Annotated in this window: 12 protein-coding genes, 4 tRNA genes and 1 rRNA gene; all 17 read right to left on the bottom strand. The window is 60.3% G+C overall.

Annotated features, from left to right (window positions below; genetic code table 11):
• Positions 1–57: 57 nt before the first annotated feature.
• A complete protein-coding gene (gene rpoC / locus ACOAPY_RS03365) occupies positions 58–4,257 on the bottom strand; it encodes a DNA-directed RNA polymerase subunit beta' (RefSeq protein ID WP_076426752.1) in 4,200 nt (1,399 codons plus the stop codon).
• Between the two features lie 56 nt (positions 4,258–4,313).
• On the bottom strand, positions 4,314–8,387 hold the full coding sequence (gene rpoB / locus ACOAPY_RS03360) for a DNA-directed RNA polymerase subunit beta (protein WP_076580069.1): 4,074 nt from the start codon (positions 8,385–8,387) through the stop codon (positions 4,314–4,316).
• A gap of 218 nt (positions 8,388–8,605) precedes the next feature.
• Positions 8,606–8,974, bottom strand: a complete 369-nt coding sequence (rplL, locus tag ACOAPY_RS03355) for a 50S ribosomal protein L7/L12 (protein ID WP_021702715.1) — start codon at positions 8,972–8,974, stop codon at positions 8,606–8,608.
• Positions 8,975–9,051: 77 nt separating this feature from the next.
• Positions 9,052–9,552, bottom strand: a complete 501-nt coding sequence (gene rplJ / locus ACOAPY_RS03350) for a 50S ribosomal protein L10 (protein ID WP_021702716.1) — start codon at positions 9,550–9,552, stop codon at positions 9,052–9,054.
• A gap of 207 nt (positions 9,553–9,759) precedes the next feature.
• Positions 9,760–10,455 (bottom strand): 50S ribosomal protein L1, encoded by a 696-nt coding sequence (gene rplA, locus ACOAPY_RS03345; protein ID WP_021702717.1) that lies wholly within the window; start codon positions 10,453–10,455, stop codon positions 9,760–9,762.
• Entirely contained in the window at positions 10,455–10,886 is a 432-nt protein-coding gene (gene rplK / locus ACOAPY_RS03340) for a 50S ribosomal protein L11 (protein WP_110683326.1), read from the bottom strand. The genes rplA and rplK overlap by 1 nt, the downstream gene beginning before the upstream one ends.
• Positions 10,887–11,004: 118 nt before the next feature.
• Positions 11,005–11,538 (bottom strand): transcription termination/antitermination protein NusG, encoded by a 534-nt coding sequence (nusG, locus tag ACOAPY_RS03335; RefSeq protein WP_021702718.1) that lies wholly within the window; start codon positions 11,536–11,538, stop codon positions 11,005–11,007.
• A gap of 9 nt (positions 11,539–11,547) precedes the next feature.
• Positions 11,548–11,916 carry a preprotein translocase subunit SecE gene (gene secE / locus ACOAPY_RS03330; protein WP_465156696.1) on the bottom strand — a complete coding sequence of 123 codons (369 nt, stop codon included), beginning with the start codon at positions 11,914–11,916 and terminating at the stop codon, positions 11,548–11,550.
• A 51-nt stretch (positions 11,917–11,967) separates the two neighbouring features.
• A tRNA-Trp gene (locus tag ACOAPY_RS03325) sits at positions 11,968–12,043 on the bottom strand.
• Positions 12,044–12,097: 54 nt separating this feature from the next.
• Complete coding sequence (gene tuf / locus ACOAPY_RS03320) at positions 12,098–13,291, bottom strand: elongation factor Tu (RefSeq protein ID WP_021702710.1); 1,194 nt, start codon at positions 13,289–13,291, stop codon at positions 12,098–12,100.
• Between the two features lie 84 nt (positions 13,292–13,375).
• Positions 13,376–13,451: transfer RNA gene (locus tag ACOAPY_RS03315), tRNA-Thr, on the bottom strand.
• A 26-nt stretch (positions 13,452–13,477) separates the two neighbouring features.
• Positions 13,478–13,551: transfer RNA gene (locus tag ACOAPY_RS03310), tRNA-Gly, on the bottom strand.
• Between the two features lie 25 nt (positions 13,552–13,576).
• Positions 13,577–13,661: transfer RNA gene (locus ACOAPY_RS03305), tRNA-Tyr, on the bottom strand.
• Between the two features lie 128 nt (positions 13,662–13,789).
• The gene (locus ACOAPY_RS03300) at positions 13,790–14,467 is read right to left on the bottom strand and encodes an SPOR domain-containing protein (protein ID WP_465155026.1); all 678 of its coding nucleotides are present in this window, start codon (positions 14,465–14,467) and stop codon (positions 13,790–13,792) included.
• Positions 14,467–15,225 (bottom strand): pantothenate kinase, encoded by a 759-nt coding sequence (locus ACOAPY_RS03295; protein WP_465155025.1) that lies wholly within the window; start codon positions 15,223–15,225, stop codon positions 14,467–14,469. Before ACOAPY_RS03295 ends, ACOAPY_RS03300 begins: the two co-directional genes overlap by 1 nt.
• On the bottom strand, positions 15,215–16,180 hold the full coding sequence (gene birA / locus ACOAPY_RS03290; protein WP_465155024.1) for a bifunctional biotin--[acetyl-CoA-carboxylase] ligase/biotin operon repressor BirA: 966 nt from the start codon (positions 16,178–16,180) through the stop codon (positions 15,215–15,217). The genes ACOAPY_RS03295 and birA overlap by 11 nt, the downstream gene beginning before the upstream one ends.
• 255 nt (positions 16,181–16,435) lie before the next feature.
• Positions 16,436–16,551 (bottom strand): 5S ribosomal RNA (gene rrf / locus ACOAPY_RS03285).
• Between the last annotated feature and the right edge of the window lie 50 nt (positions 16,552–16,601).

Below are 16,601 nucleotides of genomic sequence, written 5' to 3'. Positions count from 1 at the left end.
TCACGCCCCCAGTCAAGACGAGGCCCCGGGCGATCACTCGCCCGGGGCCTCGATCCATCAGTTGCCGCTGGAGTTCAGCGCTTCGGTCAGTGCGGCTTCTACCTCACTGGCGCTCACGCGCTGCGGCTTGTCGGCATCACGCTTGCGCTTGCGCTCGCTGTGATACGCCAGACCGGTACCGGCCGGAATCAGACGACCCACGACCACGTTCTCCTTAAGGCCGCGCAGGTAATCACGCTTGCCAGTCACGGCTGCTTCGGTCAGTACGCGGGTGGTCTCCTGGAAGGAGGCCGCGGAGATGAACGACTCGGTGGACAGCGAGGCCTTGGTGATACCCAGCAGAACGCGCTCGTACTTGGCGATGAACTTGTCTTCGGCCGCCAGCTGCTCGTTCTCGCCCAGCACGTGGGTCAGTTCCATCTGGTCGCCCTTGATGAAGCTGGAGTCGCCGGACTCGCTGATCTCGACCTTGCGCAGCATCTGACGCAGGATGGTCTCGATGTGCTTGTCGTTGATCTTCACGCCCTGCAGACGGTACACGTCCTGGATCTCGTTGACGATGTACTTGGCCAGCGCGCTGACACCCAGCAGACGCAGGATGTCGTGCGGATCGCTCGGACCGTCGGAGATCACTTCGCCGCGGTTCACTTGTTCGCCTTCGAAGACGTTCAGGTGACGCCACTTCGGAATCAGCTCCTCGTACGGATCGCTGCCATCGGTCGGGGTGATGACCAGACGGCGCTTGCCCTTGGTCTCCTTGCCGAAGCTGATGGTGCCGCTGATTTCCGCCAGGATCGAAGCCTCTTTCGGACGACGGGCTTCGAACAGGTCGGCAACGCGCGGCAGACCACCGGTGATGTCGCGGGTCTTCGAGGTTTCCTGCGGGATACGGGCGATGACGTCACCGACACCGATCTGCGCACCGTCAGCCACGCCAACCAGGGCGTTGGCCGGCAGGAAGTACTGGGCCGGTACGTCGGTACCCGGCAGCAGCAGTTCCTTGCCATTGGCGTCGACCATCTTCAGCGCCGGACGGATGTCCTTGCCAGCGGCCGGACGATCTTTCGGATCCAGCACTTCGATGTTGGTCAGACCGGTCAGTTCGTCGGTCTGACGCTTGATGGTGATGCCCTCCTCCATGCCGACGAAGGTCACGGTACCCTTCATTTCGGTCACGATCGGGTGGGTGTGCGGGTCCCACTTGGCGACGATGGCGCCAGCTTCGACCTTGTCGCCTTCCTTCACCGAAATCACGGCACCGTACGGCAGCTTGTAGCGCTCGCGCTCACGACCGAATTCGTCAGCGATGGCCAGCTCACCGGAACGCGATACCGCGACCAGGGCGCCGTCGGCACGCTCGACATGCTTCAGGTTGTGCAGACGGATCGCACCACCGTTCTTCACCTGGACGCTGTCGGCAGCCGAGGTACGGCTGGCGGCACCACCGATGTGGAAGGTACGCATGGTCAGCTGGGTACCCGGCTCACCGATGGACTGGGCGGCGATAACGCCGACCGCTTCACCGATGTTGACCTGGTGACCACGGGCCAGATCGCGGCCGTAGCACTTGGCGCAGATGCCGTAGCGCGTTTCGCAGGTGATCGGCGAACGCACGACCACTTCGTCGATGCTGTTGCGCTCGATGAACTCGACCCACTTCTCGTCGACCAGGGTACCGGCCGGGACGATGATCTCGTCGCTGCCCGGCTTCGGCACGTCCTTGGCGATCACACGGCCGAGTACGCGCTCGCCGAGCGGCTCGACCACGTCGCCGCCTTCGATGTGCGGAGTCATCAGCAGACCGTGCTCGGTGCCGCAGTCGACTTCGGTCACCACCAGGTCCTGGGCCACGTCGACCAGACGACGGGTCAGGTAACCGGAGTTCGCGGTCTTCAGTGCGGTATCCGCCAGACCTTTACGCGCACCGTGAGTGGAGATGAAGTACTGGAGTACGTTCAGGCCCTCACGGAAGTTCGCGGTGATCGGGGTCTCGATGATGGAGCCGTCCGGCTTGGCCATCAGACCACGCATACCGGCCAGCTGACGGATCTGGGCGGCGCTACCACGCGCACCGGAGTCCGCCATCATGTACATGGAGTTGAAGGACTCCTGTTCGACTTCCTTGCCCTCGCGGTCGATGACCTTCTCTTTCGAGAGGTTGGCCATCATCGCCTTGGACACTTCGTCGTTGGCCTTGGACCAGAGGTCGATCACCTTGTTGTACTTCTCGCCCTGGGTGACCAGGCCGGAGGCGTACTGCGATTCGATTTCCTTCACTTCCTCGGTGGCGGCGTCGATGATGCGCGCCTTCTCATCCGGGATGACGAAGTCGTTCACGCCGATCGACACACCGGAGATGGTCGAGTAGGCGAAACCGGTGTACATCAGCTGGTCGGCGAAGATCACGGTGTCCTTCAGACCCACGGTGCGGTAGCACTGGTTGATCAGCTTGGAGATCGCCTTCTTCTTCATCGACTGGTTGACCACGTCGTAGGACAGGCCGGCCGGCACGATCTGGAACAGCAGCGCGCGGCCGACGGTGGTGTCGACGATGCGGGTGTTCTTGACCAGGCTGCCGTCCTTCTGCTTGACGGTCTCGTTGATGCGCACCTTGACCTTGGCGTGCAGCGAAGCTTCGCCAGCGCGGAACACGCGGTCGACTTCCTGCAGGTCGGCGAACACGCGACCTTCGCCCTTGGCGTTAACGGCTTCGCGGGTCATGTAGTACAGACCCAGTACCACGTCCTGCGACGGCACGATGATCGGCTCGCCGTTGGCGGGCGACAGCACGTTGTTGGTCGACATCATCAGCGCGCGGGCTTCCAGCTGGGCCTCGAGGGTCAGCGGAACGTGCACGGCCATCTGGTCACCGTCGAAGTCGGCGTTGTACGCGGCGCAGACCAGCGGGTGCAGCTGGATGGCTTTACCTTCGATCAGAACCGGTTCGAACGCCTGGATGCCCAGACGGTGCAGGGTCGGTGCGCGGTTGAGCAGCACGGGATGTTCGCGGATGACTTCGGCGAGAACGTCCCAGACCTCGGGCAGTTCACGCTCGACCATCTTCTTGGCCGCCTTGATGGTGGTGGCCATGCCGCGGGCTTCCAGCTTGCCGAAGATGAACGGCTTGAACAGCTCGAGGGCCATCTTCTTCGGCAGACCGCACTGGTGCAGGCGCAGGGTCGGGCCCACGGTGATCACGGAACGACCGGAGTAGTCCACGCGCTTACCGAGCAGGTTCTGACGGAAGCGACCTTGCTTACCCTTGATCATGTCGGCCAGCGACTTCAGCGGACGCTTGTTCGAGCCAGTGATGGCGCGACCGCGACGGCCGTTGTCGAGCAGGGCGTCGACCGCTTCCTGCAGCATGCGCTTTTCGTTGCGCACGATGATGTCCGGCGCGGCCAGGTCGAGCAGGCGCTTCAGACGGTTGTTACGGTTGATCACGCGGCGATACAGATCGTTCAGATCGGAAGTCGCGAAGCGGCCGCCATCCAACGGAACCAGCGGACGCAGGTCCGGCGGCAGTACCGGCAGAACGGTCAGGACCATCCACTCCGGGTGGTTGCCGGAGTCCTTGAAGGCCTCCATCAACTTCAGGCGCTTGGACAGCTTCTTGATCTTGGTCTCGGAGTTGGTCTGCGGGATTTCTTCGCGCAGGCGGCCGATTTCGTGATCCAGATCGATGGCGTTGAGCAGCTCGCGAACGGCCTCGGCGCCCATGCGCGCGTCGAAGTCGTCACCGAACTCTTCGAGCGCTTCGAAGTACTGCTCGTCGTTCAGCAGCTGGCCTTTTTCCAGGGTGGTCATGCCCGGATCGATCACCACGTAGCTCTCGAAATAGAGCACGCGCTCGATATCACGCAGGGTCATGTCCAGCAGCAGGCCGATACGGGACGGCAGGGACTTCAGGAACCAGATGTGGGCGACCGGCGAGGCCAGTTCGATGTGCGCCATGCGCTCACGACGGACCTTGGCCAGGGCCACTTCCACGCCGCACTTCTCGCAGATCACGCCGCGGTGCTTGAGGCGCTTGTACTTGCCGCACAGGCACTCGTAGTCCTTGACCGGGCCAAAGATCTTGGCGCAGAACAGACCGTCGCGCTCGGGCTTGAAGGTACGGTAGTTGATGGTTTCCGGTTTTTTCACTTCACCGAAAGACCAGGAACGGATCATCTCAGGCGAAGCCAGACCGATACGGATCGCATCGAACTCTTCAACCTGACCCTGGTTTTTCAGCAGATTCAGCAAGTCTTTCAAGGCCTTTCCTCCTCACAGACTTGCTGCGGCCGACGGTGCGGCCGCAGCAAGGCGTGTTATTCGGTTTCCAGTTCGATGTCGATACCGAGCGAGCGGATCTCTTTGATCAACACGTTAAAGGACTCGGGCATGCCGGCCTCCATGCGGTGATCGCCGTCCACGATGTTCTTGTACATCTTGGTCCGGCCGTTCACGTCGTCCGACTTCACGGTCAGCATTTCCTGCAGGGTGTAGGCGGCGCCGTAGGCTTCCAGCGCCCAGACCTCCATCTCACCGAAGCGCTGACCACCGAACTGCGCCTTACCACCCAGCGGTTGCTGGGTAACCAGGCTGTAGGAACCGGTGGAACGAGCGTGCATCTTGTCGTCGACCAGGTGGTTCAGCTTGAGCATGTACATGTAGCCGACGGTGGTCGGACGCTCGAACTGGTTACCGGTACGGCCGTCGAACAGGCGCATCTGGCCGCTTTCCGGCAGATCGGCCAGCTTCAGCATGGCCTTGATCTCGCTTTCCTTGGCGCCGTCGAATACGGCAGTAGCCATCGGCACGCCGCCCTTCAGGTTCTTCGCCAGATCCAGAATCTCGGCATCGGAGAAGGTATCCAGGCTTTCCTGACGACCACCGATCTCGTTGTAGATCTCGTTGAGGAACTTGCGCAGTTCGGCGATCTTGCGCTGCTCTTCGAGCATGCGGTTGATCTTCTCGCCCAGGCCCTTGGCCGCCAGGCCCAGGTGGGTTTCGAGAATCTGACCGACGTTCATACGCGACGGTACGCCCAGCGGGTTGAGGACGATGTCGACCGGGGTGCCATTGGCATCGTGCGGCATGTCTTCGACCGGCATGATCACCGAGACCACACCCTTGTTACCGTGACGACCGGCCATCTTGTCGCCCGGCTGGATGCGGCGCTTGATGGCCAGGTAGACCTTGACGATCTTCAGCACGCCCGGCGCCAGGTCATCGCCCTGCTGCAGCTTGCGCTTCTTGTCTTCGAACTTGTCGTCCAGCATCTGGCGACGATCGCTGATGTAGGCCTGGGCCTTCTCCAGCTGCTCGTTCAGAGCATCGTCAGCCATGCGCAGCTTGAACCACTGACCACGCTCCAGACCGTCGAGGTAGGCATCGTCGATCACGGTGCCTTTCTTCAGGCCGGCACCGCCTTCGGCTTTGGCGCCGACCAGAGCGGAACGCAGACGCTCGAAGGTCGCACCTTCGACGATGCGGAACTCTTCGTTCAGGTCCTTGCGGATCTCGTCGAGCTGTTGCTTCTCGATGGCCAGGGCGCGGCTGTCGCGCTCAACGCCGTCGCGGGTGAAGACCTGCACGTCGATGACGGTACCCTTGGTACCGGTCGGCACGCGCAGGGAGGTGTCTTTAACGTCGGACGCCTTCTCACCGAAGATCGCACGCAGCAGCTTCTCTTCCGGAGTCAGCTGGGTCTCGCCTTTCGGAGTGACCTTGCCGACCAGAATGTCGCCGGCCAGCACTTCGGCACCGACGTAGACGATACCGGCTTCGTCCAGCTTGTTCAGCGCAGCCTCACCCACGTTCGGGATGTCCGCGGTGATTTCCTCTGGGCCAAGCTTGGTGTCACGGGCCACACAGGTCAGTTCCTGGATGTGGATCGTGGTGAAGCGGTCTTCCTGGACCACGCGCTCGGACAGGCAGATGGAGTCTTCGAAGTTGAAGCCGTTCCACGGCATGAAAGCCACGCGCATGTTCTGACCCAGAGCCAGTTCACCCATGTCGGTGGACGGACCGTCGGCCATGATGTCGCCGCGCGAAACCTTGTCACCCTTGCTCACCAGCGGACGCTGGTTGATGCAGGTGTTCTGGTTGGAGCGGGTGTACTTGGTCAGGTTGTAGATGTCGACACCGGCTTCACCGGTTTCGACTTCGTCGTCGGCTACGCGCACAACGATACGGCTGGCGTCGACGGAGTCGATCACGCCCCCACGACGGGCCACGACGCAGACACCGGAGTCACGGGCGACGTTGCGCTCCATGCCGGTACCCACCAGCGGCTTGTCGGCACGCAGGGTCGGCACGGCCTGACGCTGCATGTTCGAGCCCATGAGTGCACGGTTGGCGTCGTCGTGCTCGAGGAACGGAATCAGCGACGCAGCGACGGAAACCACCTGCTTCGGCGACACGTCCATCAGGGTCACGTCTTCCGGTGCCTTGACGGTGAACTCGTTGAGGTGACGCACGTTCACCAGTTCGTCGATCAGCTCGCCCTTGGCGTTCAGGGTGGCGGATGCCTGGGCGATGACGTGGTCGGCCTCTTCGATGGCGGAGAGGAACACGATTTCGTCGGTGACCTTGCCTTCCTTGACCACGCGGTACGGGCTTTCCAGGAAGCCGTACTGGTTGGTGCGGGCATAGGCGGCCAGGGAGTTGATCAGACCGATGTTCGGACCTTCAGGGGTTTCGATCGGGCATACACGGCCGTAGTGGGTCGGGTGTACGTCGCGAACTTCGAAGCCGGCGCGCTCACGGGTCAGACCGCCCGGGCCGAGTGCGGAGACACGGCGCTTGTGGGTGATCTCGGAGAGCGGGTTGTTCTGGTCCATGAACTGCGAGAGCTGGCTGGAACCGAAGAACTCCTTGACCGCCGCCGCAACCGGCTTGGCGTTGATCAGGTCCTGCGGCATGAGGCCTTCGCTTTCGGCCATCGACAGACGCTCTTTGACCGCGCGCTCGACGCGCACCAGGCCGACGCGGAACTGGTTCTCGGCCATCTCGCCGACGCAACGCACACGACGGTTACCCAGGTGGTCGATGTCGTCGACGATGCCCTTGCCGTTACGGATGTCGACCAGGGTCTTCAGCACGTCGACGATGTCTTCCTTGGACAGAACGCCGGAGCCTTCGATCTCGGTGCGACCGATACGACGGTTGAACTTCATGCGGCCGACGGCGGACAGGTCGTAACGCTCGGCGCTGAAGAACAGGTTGTTGAACAGAGTCTCGGCGGCATCCTTGGTTGGCGGCTCGCCAGGACGCATCATGCGGTAGATCTCGACCAGGGCTTCCAGCTGGTTGCCGGTGGAGTCGATCTTCAGCGTGTCGGAGATGAACGGACCGCAATCGATGTCGTTGGTGTACAGGGTCTCGATGCGAACGACCTGGGCCTTGACGATCTTGGCCAGCACGTCGGTGGTCAGCTCGGTGTTGCACTCAGCAACGATCTCGCCGGTGGCCGGATGCACGATGACCTTGGCGGTGGTGCGACCGAGCACGTAGTCGAGCGGAACTTCCAGCTCCTTGATGCCGGCCTTGTCGATCTGGTTGATGTGGCGCGCGGTGATACGGCGGCCCTGCTCAACGATGACCTTGCCCTTCTCGTCCTTGATGTCGAACGCGGCGATCTCGCCACGCAGGCGCGACGGAACCAGTTCCAGACTGAGGGTCTCGCCCTTCACATGGAATACGTTGGTGTCGTAGAAGGCGTCCAGAACCTCCTCGGTGCTGTAGCCCAGGGCGCGCAGCAGGACGGAGGCCGGCAGCTTACGGCGACGGTCGATACGGACGAACACGCAGTCCTTCGGGTCGAACTCGAAGTCCAGCCAGGAACCGCGGTAGGGAATGATGCGCGCGGAGTACAGCAGCTTGCCGGAGCTGTGGGTCTTGCCACGGTCGTGGTCGAAGAACACACCCGGGGAGCGGTGCAGCTGGGAAACGATCACACGCTCGGTACCGTTGATGATGAAGGTACCGTTCTCGGTCATGAGCGGAATTTCGCCCATGTACACTTCTTGCTCTTTGATGTCCTTGATCGCTTTGTTCGACGATTCTTTGTCGAAAATGATCAGACGGACTTTAACGCGCAGCGGCACGGCGAAGGTCACGCCACGCAGCACGCACTCTTTGACGTCGAACGCGGGCTCGCCCAGGCGATAGCCGACGTACTCCAGAGCGGCATTGCCAGAGTAGCTGATGATCGGGAATACGGACTTGAAGGCCGCATGCAGGCCAACGTCGCGGAACTGCTCCTTGCTCACTCCTTGCTGCAGGAATTCGCGATACGAATCCAGCTGGATGGCCAGGAGATACGGCACATCCATCACATCCGGCAACTTGCTAAAGTCCTTGCGGATACGTTTTTTCTCAGTGTATGAGTAAGCCATCAGCGTTCCCCAGCTTGGTCACCTGCTTGTTTGGCCACTGCCGGCGGCAATGACCAGAAAATCGTGCAAACCCTCGGTTTGCGCCGCCCTCGGGCGGGACTTTCACGCCATGGACAGGGCATTTCGGCCACTGCCCATAACGGAAAAAGGCCGGTGGCATTTGCCACCAGCCATCAGCCTTTCGCTTAACGCTCGGGCTGTAGACGCAAGGTGCGAGCTTACTTGAGCTCGACCTTGGCGCCAGCTTCTTCCAGCTTCTTCTTGGCGTCTTCGGCAGCTTCCTTGGACAGGCCTTCGGCGATGACCTGAGGAGCGGTGTCGACTTTTTCTTTGGCTTCTTTCAGGCCCAGACCGGTCAGTTCGCGAACAGCCTTGATCACGTTGACTTTCTTCTCGCCGGCGTCGGCCAGAACAACGTTGAACTCGGTTTGCTCTTCAACAGCGGCAGCAGCCGGGCCAGCAGCAGCAACGGTGGCAGCAGCGGCGGTAACGCCGAACTTCTCTTCCATTGCCTTGATCAGCTCAACAACTTCCAGAACGGTTTTCTGGCCGATGGCTTCGATGATTTGCTCGTTAGTCAGAGACATGACTTAAATCCTGTATTGGGGTGACAGCCTACGCAGCCATCAAATTAAACATGTGATTTGAAAGGGCTTTCGTTGCCTTAGGCAGCGGCGGCTTCTTTCTGGTCGCGAACGGCCGCCAGAGTACGAGCCAGCTTGCTGGTAGCGCCTTGGATCACGCTCATCAGCTGCGAAATGGCTTCGTCGTAGGTCGGCAGAGTTGCCAGTACGTCGATCTGGTTAGCTGCGAGGAACTTGCCCTCGAACGCAGCTGCCTTGATCTCGAACTTGTCGTTACCCTTGGCGAACTCTTTGAACAGACGGGCAGCAGCGCCCGGATGCTCGTTGGAGAACGCAATCAAGGTCGGGCCGGCGAACACGTCGTTGAGAACACTGAATTCAGTGTCGGCAACGGCGCGCTTGAGCAGGGTGTTACGTACGACTTTCACGTACACACCAGCTTCGCGAGCCTCTTTACGGAGTCCGGTCATAGCGCCAACAGTCACGCCACGGGCATCAGCCACAACAGCGGACAGGGCAACTTTGGCAGCCTCGTTGACTTCAGCGACGATGGCCTTCTTGTCTTCGAGTTTAATTGCCACGGGTAAAACTCCTGCTTGTTACCGTTTCACCTGGCCGGAGCCGGGTGTCGTTTTGGTGTCTGATTCGGTAAGGAATCGGGAGCACCATCTGCGTAGGCTTAGAAACAACCTGGTTTAAGGCTTGCGCCGCCTACGGTCTTGGATAGCCCCCGCCAGGCAGGGACCCCAATCTTTCCAGCCGGCGGACGAATCCGCCGGCCATAACACTTACGCTTCCAGGGAAGCCTGATCGATCACCAGACCCGGGCCCATGGTGGTGCTCAGGGTCACGCGCTTGACGTACACACCTTTGGAGGTGGACGGCTTCAGGCGCTTCAGATCGCTCAGCAGGGCTTCCACGTTCTGCTTCAGCGCGGCGGCTTCGAAGCCGACCTTGCCAACGGAGGTGTGGATGATGCCGTTCTTGTCGGTACGGAAACGCACCTGACCAGCTTTGGCATTCTTCACAGCGGTAGCCACGTCCGGAGTTACGGTGCCGACTTTCGGGTTCGGCATCAGACCACGCGGACCGAGAACCTGGCCCAGCTGGCCAACGACGCGCATGGCATCCGGGGAAGCGATGACCACGTCGTAGTTCAGATCGCCAGCCTTCATTTCGGCAGCCAGCTCATCCATACCGACCTTGTCGGCACCGGCAGCCAGAGCGGCTTCAGCAGCCGGCCCCTGAGTGAACACGGCCACGCGGACGGTTTTGCCGGTGCCGTTCGGCAGAACGGTGGCACCACGAACAACCTGGTCGGATTTACGCGGATCCACGCCCAGGTTCACGGAGATGTCGAAAGACTCGGTGAACTTGACGGTGGACAGCTCGGCCAGCAGCTTGGCGGCCTCTTCGAAGTTGTAAGCCTTGCCGGCTTCTACTTTCTCGGCGATAGCCTTCTGGCGCTTGGTCAGCTTAGCCATTACACACCCTCCACGTTCAGGCCCATGCTACGCGCGGAGCCGGCGATGGTACGCACGGCCGCATCCAGGTCAGCTGCAGTCAGATCGGCCTGCTTGGCCTTGGCGATCTCTTCCAGCTGAGCACGGGTAACGGTGCCCACTTTGACGGTGTTCGGACGAGCGGAACCGCTGGTCAGGCCGGCGGCCTTCTTCAGCAGCACCGAAGCCGGGGTGCTTTTGGTTTCAAAGGTGAAGCTGCGGTCGCTGTAAACGGTGATGATCACAGGAGTCGGCAGACCAGGTTCCATGCCCTGGGTCTTGGCGTTGAACGCCTTGCAGAATTCCATGATGTTCACACCGTGTTGACCCAGAGCGGGACCAACGGGCGGCGACGGGTTGGCCTGGCCGGCCTTTACTTGCAGCTTGATGTAAGCCTGAATCTTCTTAGCCATGAGCTACTCCAATTTCGGGTCAGACGCCTCAGTGAGGCTCCCCGGTTAGTACGCATTTATCCCAGTGACGACAAAACCCCGCAGCCAGCGGCTGCGGGGTTCGGGATGCATTGTCCAGTTATGCCTTCTCGACCTGACTGAACTCCAGCTCCACCGGCGTGGAGCGACCGAAAATAAGCACGGCCACTTGGATCCGACTTTTTTCGTAGTTAACTTCTTCAACGACACCATTGAAGTCGGCGAACGGGCCATCGATAACGCGCACGGTCTCACCCGGCTCGAACAGCGTCTTCGGCTTCGGCTTGTCACCGCTATCAGCTACGCGACGCAGAATGGCATCGGCTTCCTTCTCGGTGATCGGCGCCGGCTTGTCGGCAGTGCCACCAATGAAGCCCATGACACGCGGCGTATCCTTGATCAGGTGCCAAGTCGCCTCGTTCATTTCCATCTGAACCAGCACATAGCCAGGGAAGAACTTACGCTCGCTCTTGCGCTTCTGGCCGTTACGCATTTCCACCACTTCTTCGGTGGGGACCAGAATTTCGCCGAACTCGTCTTCCATGCCAGCCAGCTTGACGCGCTCGATCAACGAGCGCATGACATGCTTCTCGTAACCCGAGTAAGCATGCACGACGTACCAACGCTTAGCCACGGGACACCCTTAACCGACAATCAACGAAACAAGCCAACCCAGCAGGCTATCCAGGCCCCAGAGGACCAGCGACATCACCAGAACCACAGCAACCACGATCAAGGTGGTCTGCGTGGTTTCCTGGCGAGTCGGCCAGACAACCTTGCGAATCTCGACGCGCGCTTCTTTTGCCAGAGCAAAGAACGCCTGACCCTTCACCGTCTGCAGCGCAATGAAACCAGCCACAACGGCCAGCGCCAGCAGAGCCAGCACGCGATACAGAAGCGGTTCAGCCGAGAAGTACTGATTGCCGACCACAGCAGCGACGACCAGAGCGACTACCGCGAGCCACTTCAGCACATCAAAGCGGGAGTCTTTAGCTTCAGCCTTGGCATTCATGAGAAAAAACCCTGTCGAAAGAAACGCCAGATCCACATCCAAGCAGGAATCTGGCAGGCCAGGAGGGAATCGAACCCCCAACCTGCGGTTTTGGAGACCGCCGCTCTGCCAATTGAGCTACTGGCCTAAAATCGAAGTAAGGCCGACCATTATGCCGACCTTACCGAGGCGGATCAACCGATTACTCGATGACCTTAGCAACCACGCCGGCGCCAACGGTACGGCCGCCTTCGCGAATTGCGAAACGCAGGCCGTCGTCCATGGCGATCGGCTTGATCAGGGTGACAACCATTTTGATGTTGTCGCCCGGCATTACCATCTCAACGCCTTCCGGCAGTTCGCACGAACCGGTTACGTCGGTGGTACGGAAGTAGAACTGCGGACGGTAGCCCTTGAAGAACGGGGTGTGACGACCACCTTCTTCCTTGGACAGAACGTACACTTCAGCTTCGAACTTGGTGTGCGGCTTGATGGTGCCCGGCTTGGCCAGAACCTGGCCACGCTCGACCTCATCACGCTTGGTGCCGCGCAGCAGCACGCCACAGTTCTCGCCAGCACGACCTTCGTCGAGCAGCTTGCGGAACATTTCAACGCCGGTGCAGGTGGTCTTGGTGGTCGGACGCAGACCGACGATCTCGATCTCTTCCTGAACCTTGACGATACCGCGCTCAACGCGACCGGTTACCACGGTGCCGCGACCGGAGATCGAGAACACGTCTTCGATCGGCATCAGGAACGGCATGTCGATGGCACGAACCGGCTCAGGGATGTAGGCATCCAGAGTCTCGACCAGCTTCTTAACAGCGCTGGTGCCCATCTCGTTGTCGTCCTGGCCGTTCAGAGCCATCAGAGCGGAACCGATGATGATCGGAGTGTCGTCACCCGGGAAGTCATAGGTGGACAGCAGGTCGCGAACTTCCATCTCGACCAGTTCCAGCAGTTCGGCGTCGTCAACCATGTCGGCCTTATTCAGGAACACGACGATGTAAGGAACGCCTACCTGACGGGACAGCAGGATGTGCTCACGGGTTTGCGGCATCGGGCCATCGGCAGCCGAGCAAACCAGGATCGCGCCGTCCATCTGAGCAGCACCGGTGATCATGTTCTTCACGTAGTCGGCGTGGCCCGGGCAGTCAACGTGCGCGTAGTGGCGAACAGCCGAGTCGTACTCAACGTGAGCGGTGTTGATGGTGATACCGCGAGCCTTCTCTTCCGGAGCCGAGTCGATCTTGTCGAAGTCGACCTTGGCCGAACCGAAAACTTCGGAGCAGACGCGGGTCAGAGCAGCGGTCAGAGTGGTTTTACCGTGGTCAACGTGACCGATGGTGCCAACGTTGACGTGCGGTTTGTTACGCTCGAATTTTTCCTTAGCCATCTGACTCGTCTCCGAACTAGGAATTGAGAACTGACACTGCCATTAAAACAAAGGCAGATATCTGCATATCTGCCTTTGTAGAAGTGGAGCTCATGAGCGGATTTGAACCGCTGACCTCACCCTTACCAAGGGTGTGCTCTACCAGCTGAGCTACATGAGCGAAACACTTTGCACAAACAACAAACTTGGAGCGGGCAGCGGGAATCGAACCCGCATCATCAGCTTGGAAGGCTGAGGTTCTACCACTGAACTATGCCCGCGGAGCTTGTAGCTCACGCTTAAATCTGGTGGAGGGGGAAGGATTCGAACCTTCGAAGTCTATGACGTCAGATTTACAGTCTGATCCCTTTGGCCGCTCGGGAACCCCTCCAAAGTGGGCGGCATTTTAACCGCTACCACCTGACTGTCAAGCATTTTCTCAATAAAAACTTGAGGTTAGCGCATTTCGACAGCCGCCTCAGGGGGCCTCCCCCTCAAGCGGGCGCCATTCTATGCAAACTACTGACCAGTTGCAACGCTTTCGCACGGCATTATTTGATGCTGCAAATCCTGGAAGTCCGCGGCCAGCTGGGGCATCACATCATCAGCCAGGCGCCGGCTCTCCGGCGCAATGCGTACCCAAAAACTGCGCTGCGCCCGCGGCAACTCGCGCAACAGCGGCTCATATCCCGCATCCCGCAAGCGCAGCATGACGCTCTCAGCCGAATCGCTGCGCGGGAAGATACCCAGCGAGATACCGTTGGCCAGATCCCCCTGGGTAATGATGTAACTGTCGATCTTGCGCGCCTGTAGCTCCTTCAATTGGCGCAGGGACGCCTGCCGAGAAGCCAGGGGAGCCAGATACACCCAGTAATCCAAGCCTGCCGCCGCATCCACCGAGCGAATCTCGGCCTGGATATCCAGCACCATCAGGCGCTGCTCGACCTGTCGCGCACCATCCTCCTGTTGAAAACTGCCCAGAAACAGACAGGTTTCATCGAGCGACCTGGAGGTTGACTGCGCAAGTTCGGGACGCACCTTCGCCCGATCCGTTGCATCAAGCAGACGCAAACCCTGCTGAGCGCCCTGATACAGCGCCATCGGCTCCACTTCCTTGACTCGCAGCGGAGCCTGCTGCTGATGCCAGACGTAATAGAAGAGATTCAGAACCAATAGAAGCAGAAAGAACCAGCGCATTAGCGAACTCCAGGCAACGGACAGGCCAGCGCAAGCCCGACGAAGACCAGATCGGAGACCAGGCGCGCCCTCGGCAACACTTCACTGACCAGAGCCGCATCTCCCCCTGTCAGATACACCGTGAAATCCTCCCCCCAACGCTCGCGCGCGAGTTCGACCTGAGTCAGGACAAAGCCGCGCAGCATGAGAGCACAGCCACGCTCGACAGCCTCCACAGTGGACCGCCCCGGCTGCAGGCTCTGCAGCGCTCGCTCCGCCGAGATGTCGTCATAGCGAATGCGCCGGGTATGGGTGCGTAACTGATTGCGCATCAGCGGTAGGCCGGGGCAAATATAACCACCCATATGCTCTCCGTCGGCAGCCACAAAGTCAGCCGTTACCGCGGTTCCCAGATCCAGCACCAGGCAGGCGCCACTGGAAAGCTGATAAGCACCCACCACCGCGAGCCAACGATCCAGCCCCAGGCGAGCATATTCGTCGTAGCCGTTACGTACACCGCCGAGCACCTGCGCTGGCTGTGCGCACAACACAGTAGCGGCGAACCTGGACTGCAGCAGTTCGACCAGCGCGGTCGTTTCAGCATCACTGCGCACACTGACAAGACGACAACCAACCAGCGCAAGCCCCTCGACGGCATTCAACGCCTGCAGCAACGCCTCATCAGAGTCGACCACGCCGCCAGCAAGGCCCGCGCCAGACTCTGCATTCAGCACACGCCATTTGATCAGACTGTTGCCACAGTCCAGCTCAAGAATCATTACGCAACCTCAGGCTAAGCTCGCCACCACTGAACTGACGCTCCTGGCCAGCCACATCCAGACGCAGAGCGCCAAGGGCATCGACCCCCAGAACAACGCCATCTATACGCTGCGGCCCAGCTAGCAAGCTGGCCTCTTTACCCTGCCAGAGATGACAGGTCTCCCATTCCTCATGTAAAGCGGCGAATCCGCCGCGCGCATGCAGGGAGAGGTAATGCTGCAACCAGCGCCCGAGAGCCAGCGCCAGCGCCGTACGATCGACCAGGCGACCAACGCACTCACGCAGCGACGTCCAGGGCTGATCGATCACAACACGGGAGCCAGGCAGCATATTCACATTCACACCAATACCAATCACCACCTGGCACTCTCCGGCCGGATCACCAGAAAGCTCCAACAGCACACCGGCGATCTTCCGCCCCGCGACCAGCAGATCGTTAGGCCACTTGAGCCCGGCCTCGACCACACCCTGCTCGTGCAAGCAACGCAATACGGCCAGCCCAACGGAGAGACTGAGCCCATCAAGCGAGAAGACCCCACCCTCCAGGCGCAGCCCGAGGCTGTAATAAAGGTTCTCGGCAAAAGGGCTCACCCACTGGCGACCACGACGCCCCCGTCCGCTCTCCTGTCTTTCCGCCAGGACCAACAGAGGCGCAGGCGCGCCGACAGCCAGACGACGCAGAACCTCAGCATTTGTCGAGTCAACACTGTCGATGACCAAAGCCTCCCAGCCGCACTCCAGACAGGCAGCCACAATGGCCTCGGGGTCGAGCAGGGATAGCGGAGAAGCCAACTTGTAGCCGCGACCACGCAAACGGTGTATCTCGAGACCAAGCTCGGCCTCAAGATGCTGAAGCCGCTTCCAGACGGCCGCACGGCTCACACCCAGCACCGCCCCCAGGGACTCGCCGGAATGAAACTGGCCATCTCGCAGCAGTTGCAGCACTTCGCGCATCAAAATAACGCCCATGCAAAGAGGCAGGCATCATAACGACGCAGCCAGAAATTGCCTAGAAATGCACACGACAGGGGACAAGAACGAAGTAAGGCACTAAAGATAAGAGCTGCCATATTCGGGAGCACTTTTAATGCCCGCGACTTAGGCATGCACCGATCCGACAGCAGCGGCCCGCCCATCAGACCTTGAAACTTTAGCCCCAGAAAGGCCAAACCCCCACCCGCTAATGCGGATGGGGGTTTGGGGATAGGAGCTTGACGATGACCTACTCTCACATGGGGAAGCCCCACACTACCATCGGCGATGCGTCGTTTCACTTCTGAGTTCGGGATGGGATCAGGTGGTTCCAACGCTCTATGGTCGTCAAGCAATTCGGTTGCTGTGTCGGTGTTGAGTCGCCACAGCGAATTGGGTATGT

The organism is Pseudomonas stagnisoli, assembly GCF_048595745.1.
GTDB classification, from domain to species: domain Bacteria; phylum Pseudomonadota; class Gammaproteobacteria; order Pseudomonadales; family Pseudomonadaceae; genus Aquipseudomonas; species Aquipseudomonas alcaligenes_A.
The sequence above is the reverse complement of the archived record's forward strand: the minus strand, read 5'-3'. Positions and strand labels throughout refer to the sequence as shown.

Coding starts and splice junctions, on each gene's coding strand:
- rplK (WP_110683326.1), bottom strand. CDS start 10,886: ATGGCTAAGAAGATTCAGGCTTACATCAAGCTGCAAGTAAAGGCCGGC.
- rplL (WP_021702715.1), bottom strand. CDS start 8,974: ATGTCTCTGACTAACGAGCAAATCATCGAAGCCATCGGCCAGAAAACC.
- rpoB (WP_076580069.1), bottom strand. CDS start 8,387: ATGGCTTACTCATACACTGAGAAAAAACGTATCCGCAAGGACTTTAGC.
- tuf (WP_021702710.1), bottom strand. CDS start 13,291: ATGGCTAAGGAAAAATTCGAGCGTAACAAACCGCACGTCAACGTTGGC.
- rplA (WP_021702717.1), bottom strand. CDS start 10,455: ATGGCTAAGCTGACCAAGCGCCAGAAGGCTATCGCCGAGAAAGTAGAA.
- birA (WP_465155024.1), bottom strand. CDS start 16,180: ATGCGCGAAGTGCTGCAACTGCTGCGAGATGGCCAGTTTCATTCCGGC.
- secE (WP_465156696.1), bottom strand. CDS start 11,916: ATGAATGCCAAGGCTGAAGCTAAAGACTCCCGCTTTGATGTGCTGAAG.
- ACOAPY_RS03300 (WP_465155026.1), bottom strand. CDS start 14,467: ATGCGCTGGTTCTTTCTGCTTCTATTGGTTCTGAATCTCTTCTATTAC.
- ACOAPY_RS03295 (WP_465155025.1), bottom strand. CDS start 15,225: ATGATTCTTGAGCTGGACTGTGGCAACAGTCTGATCAAATGGCGTGTG.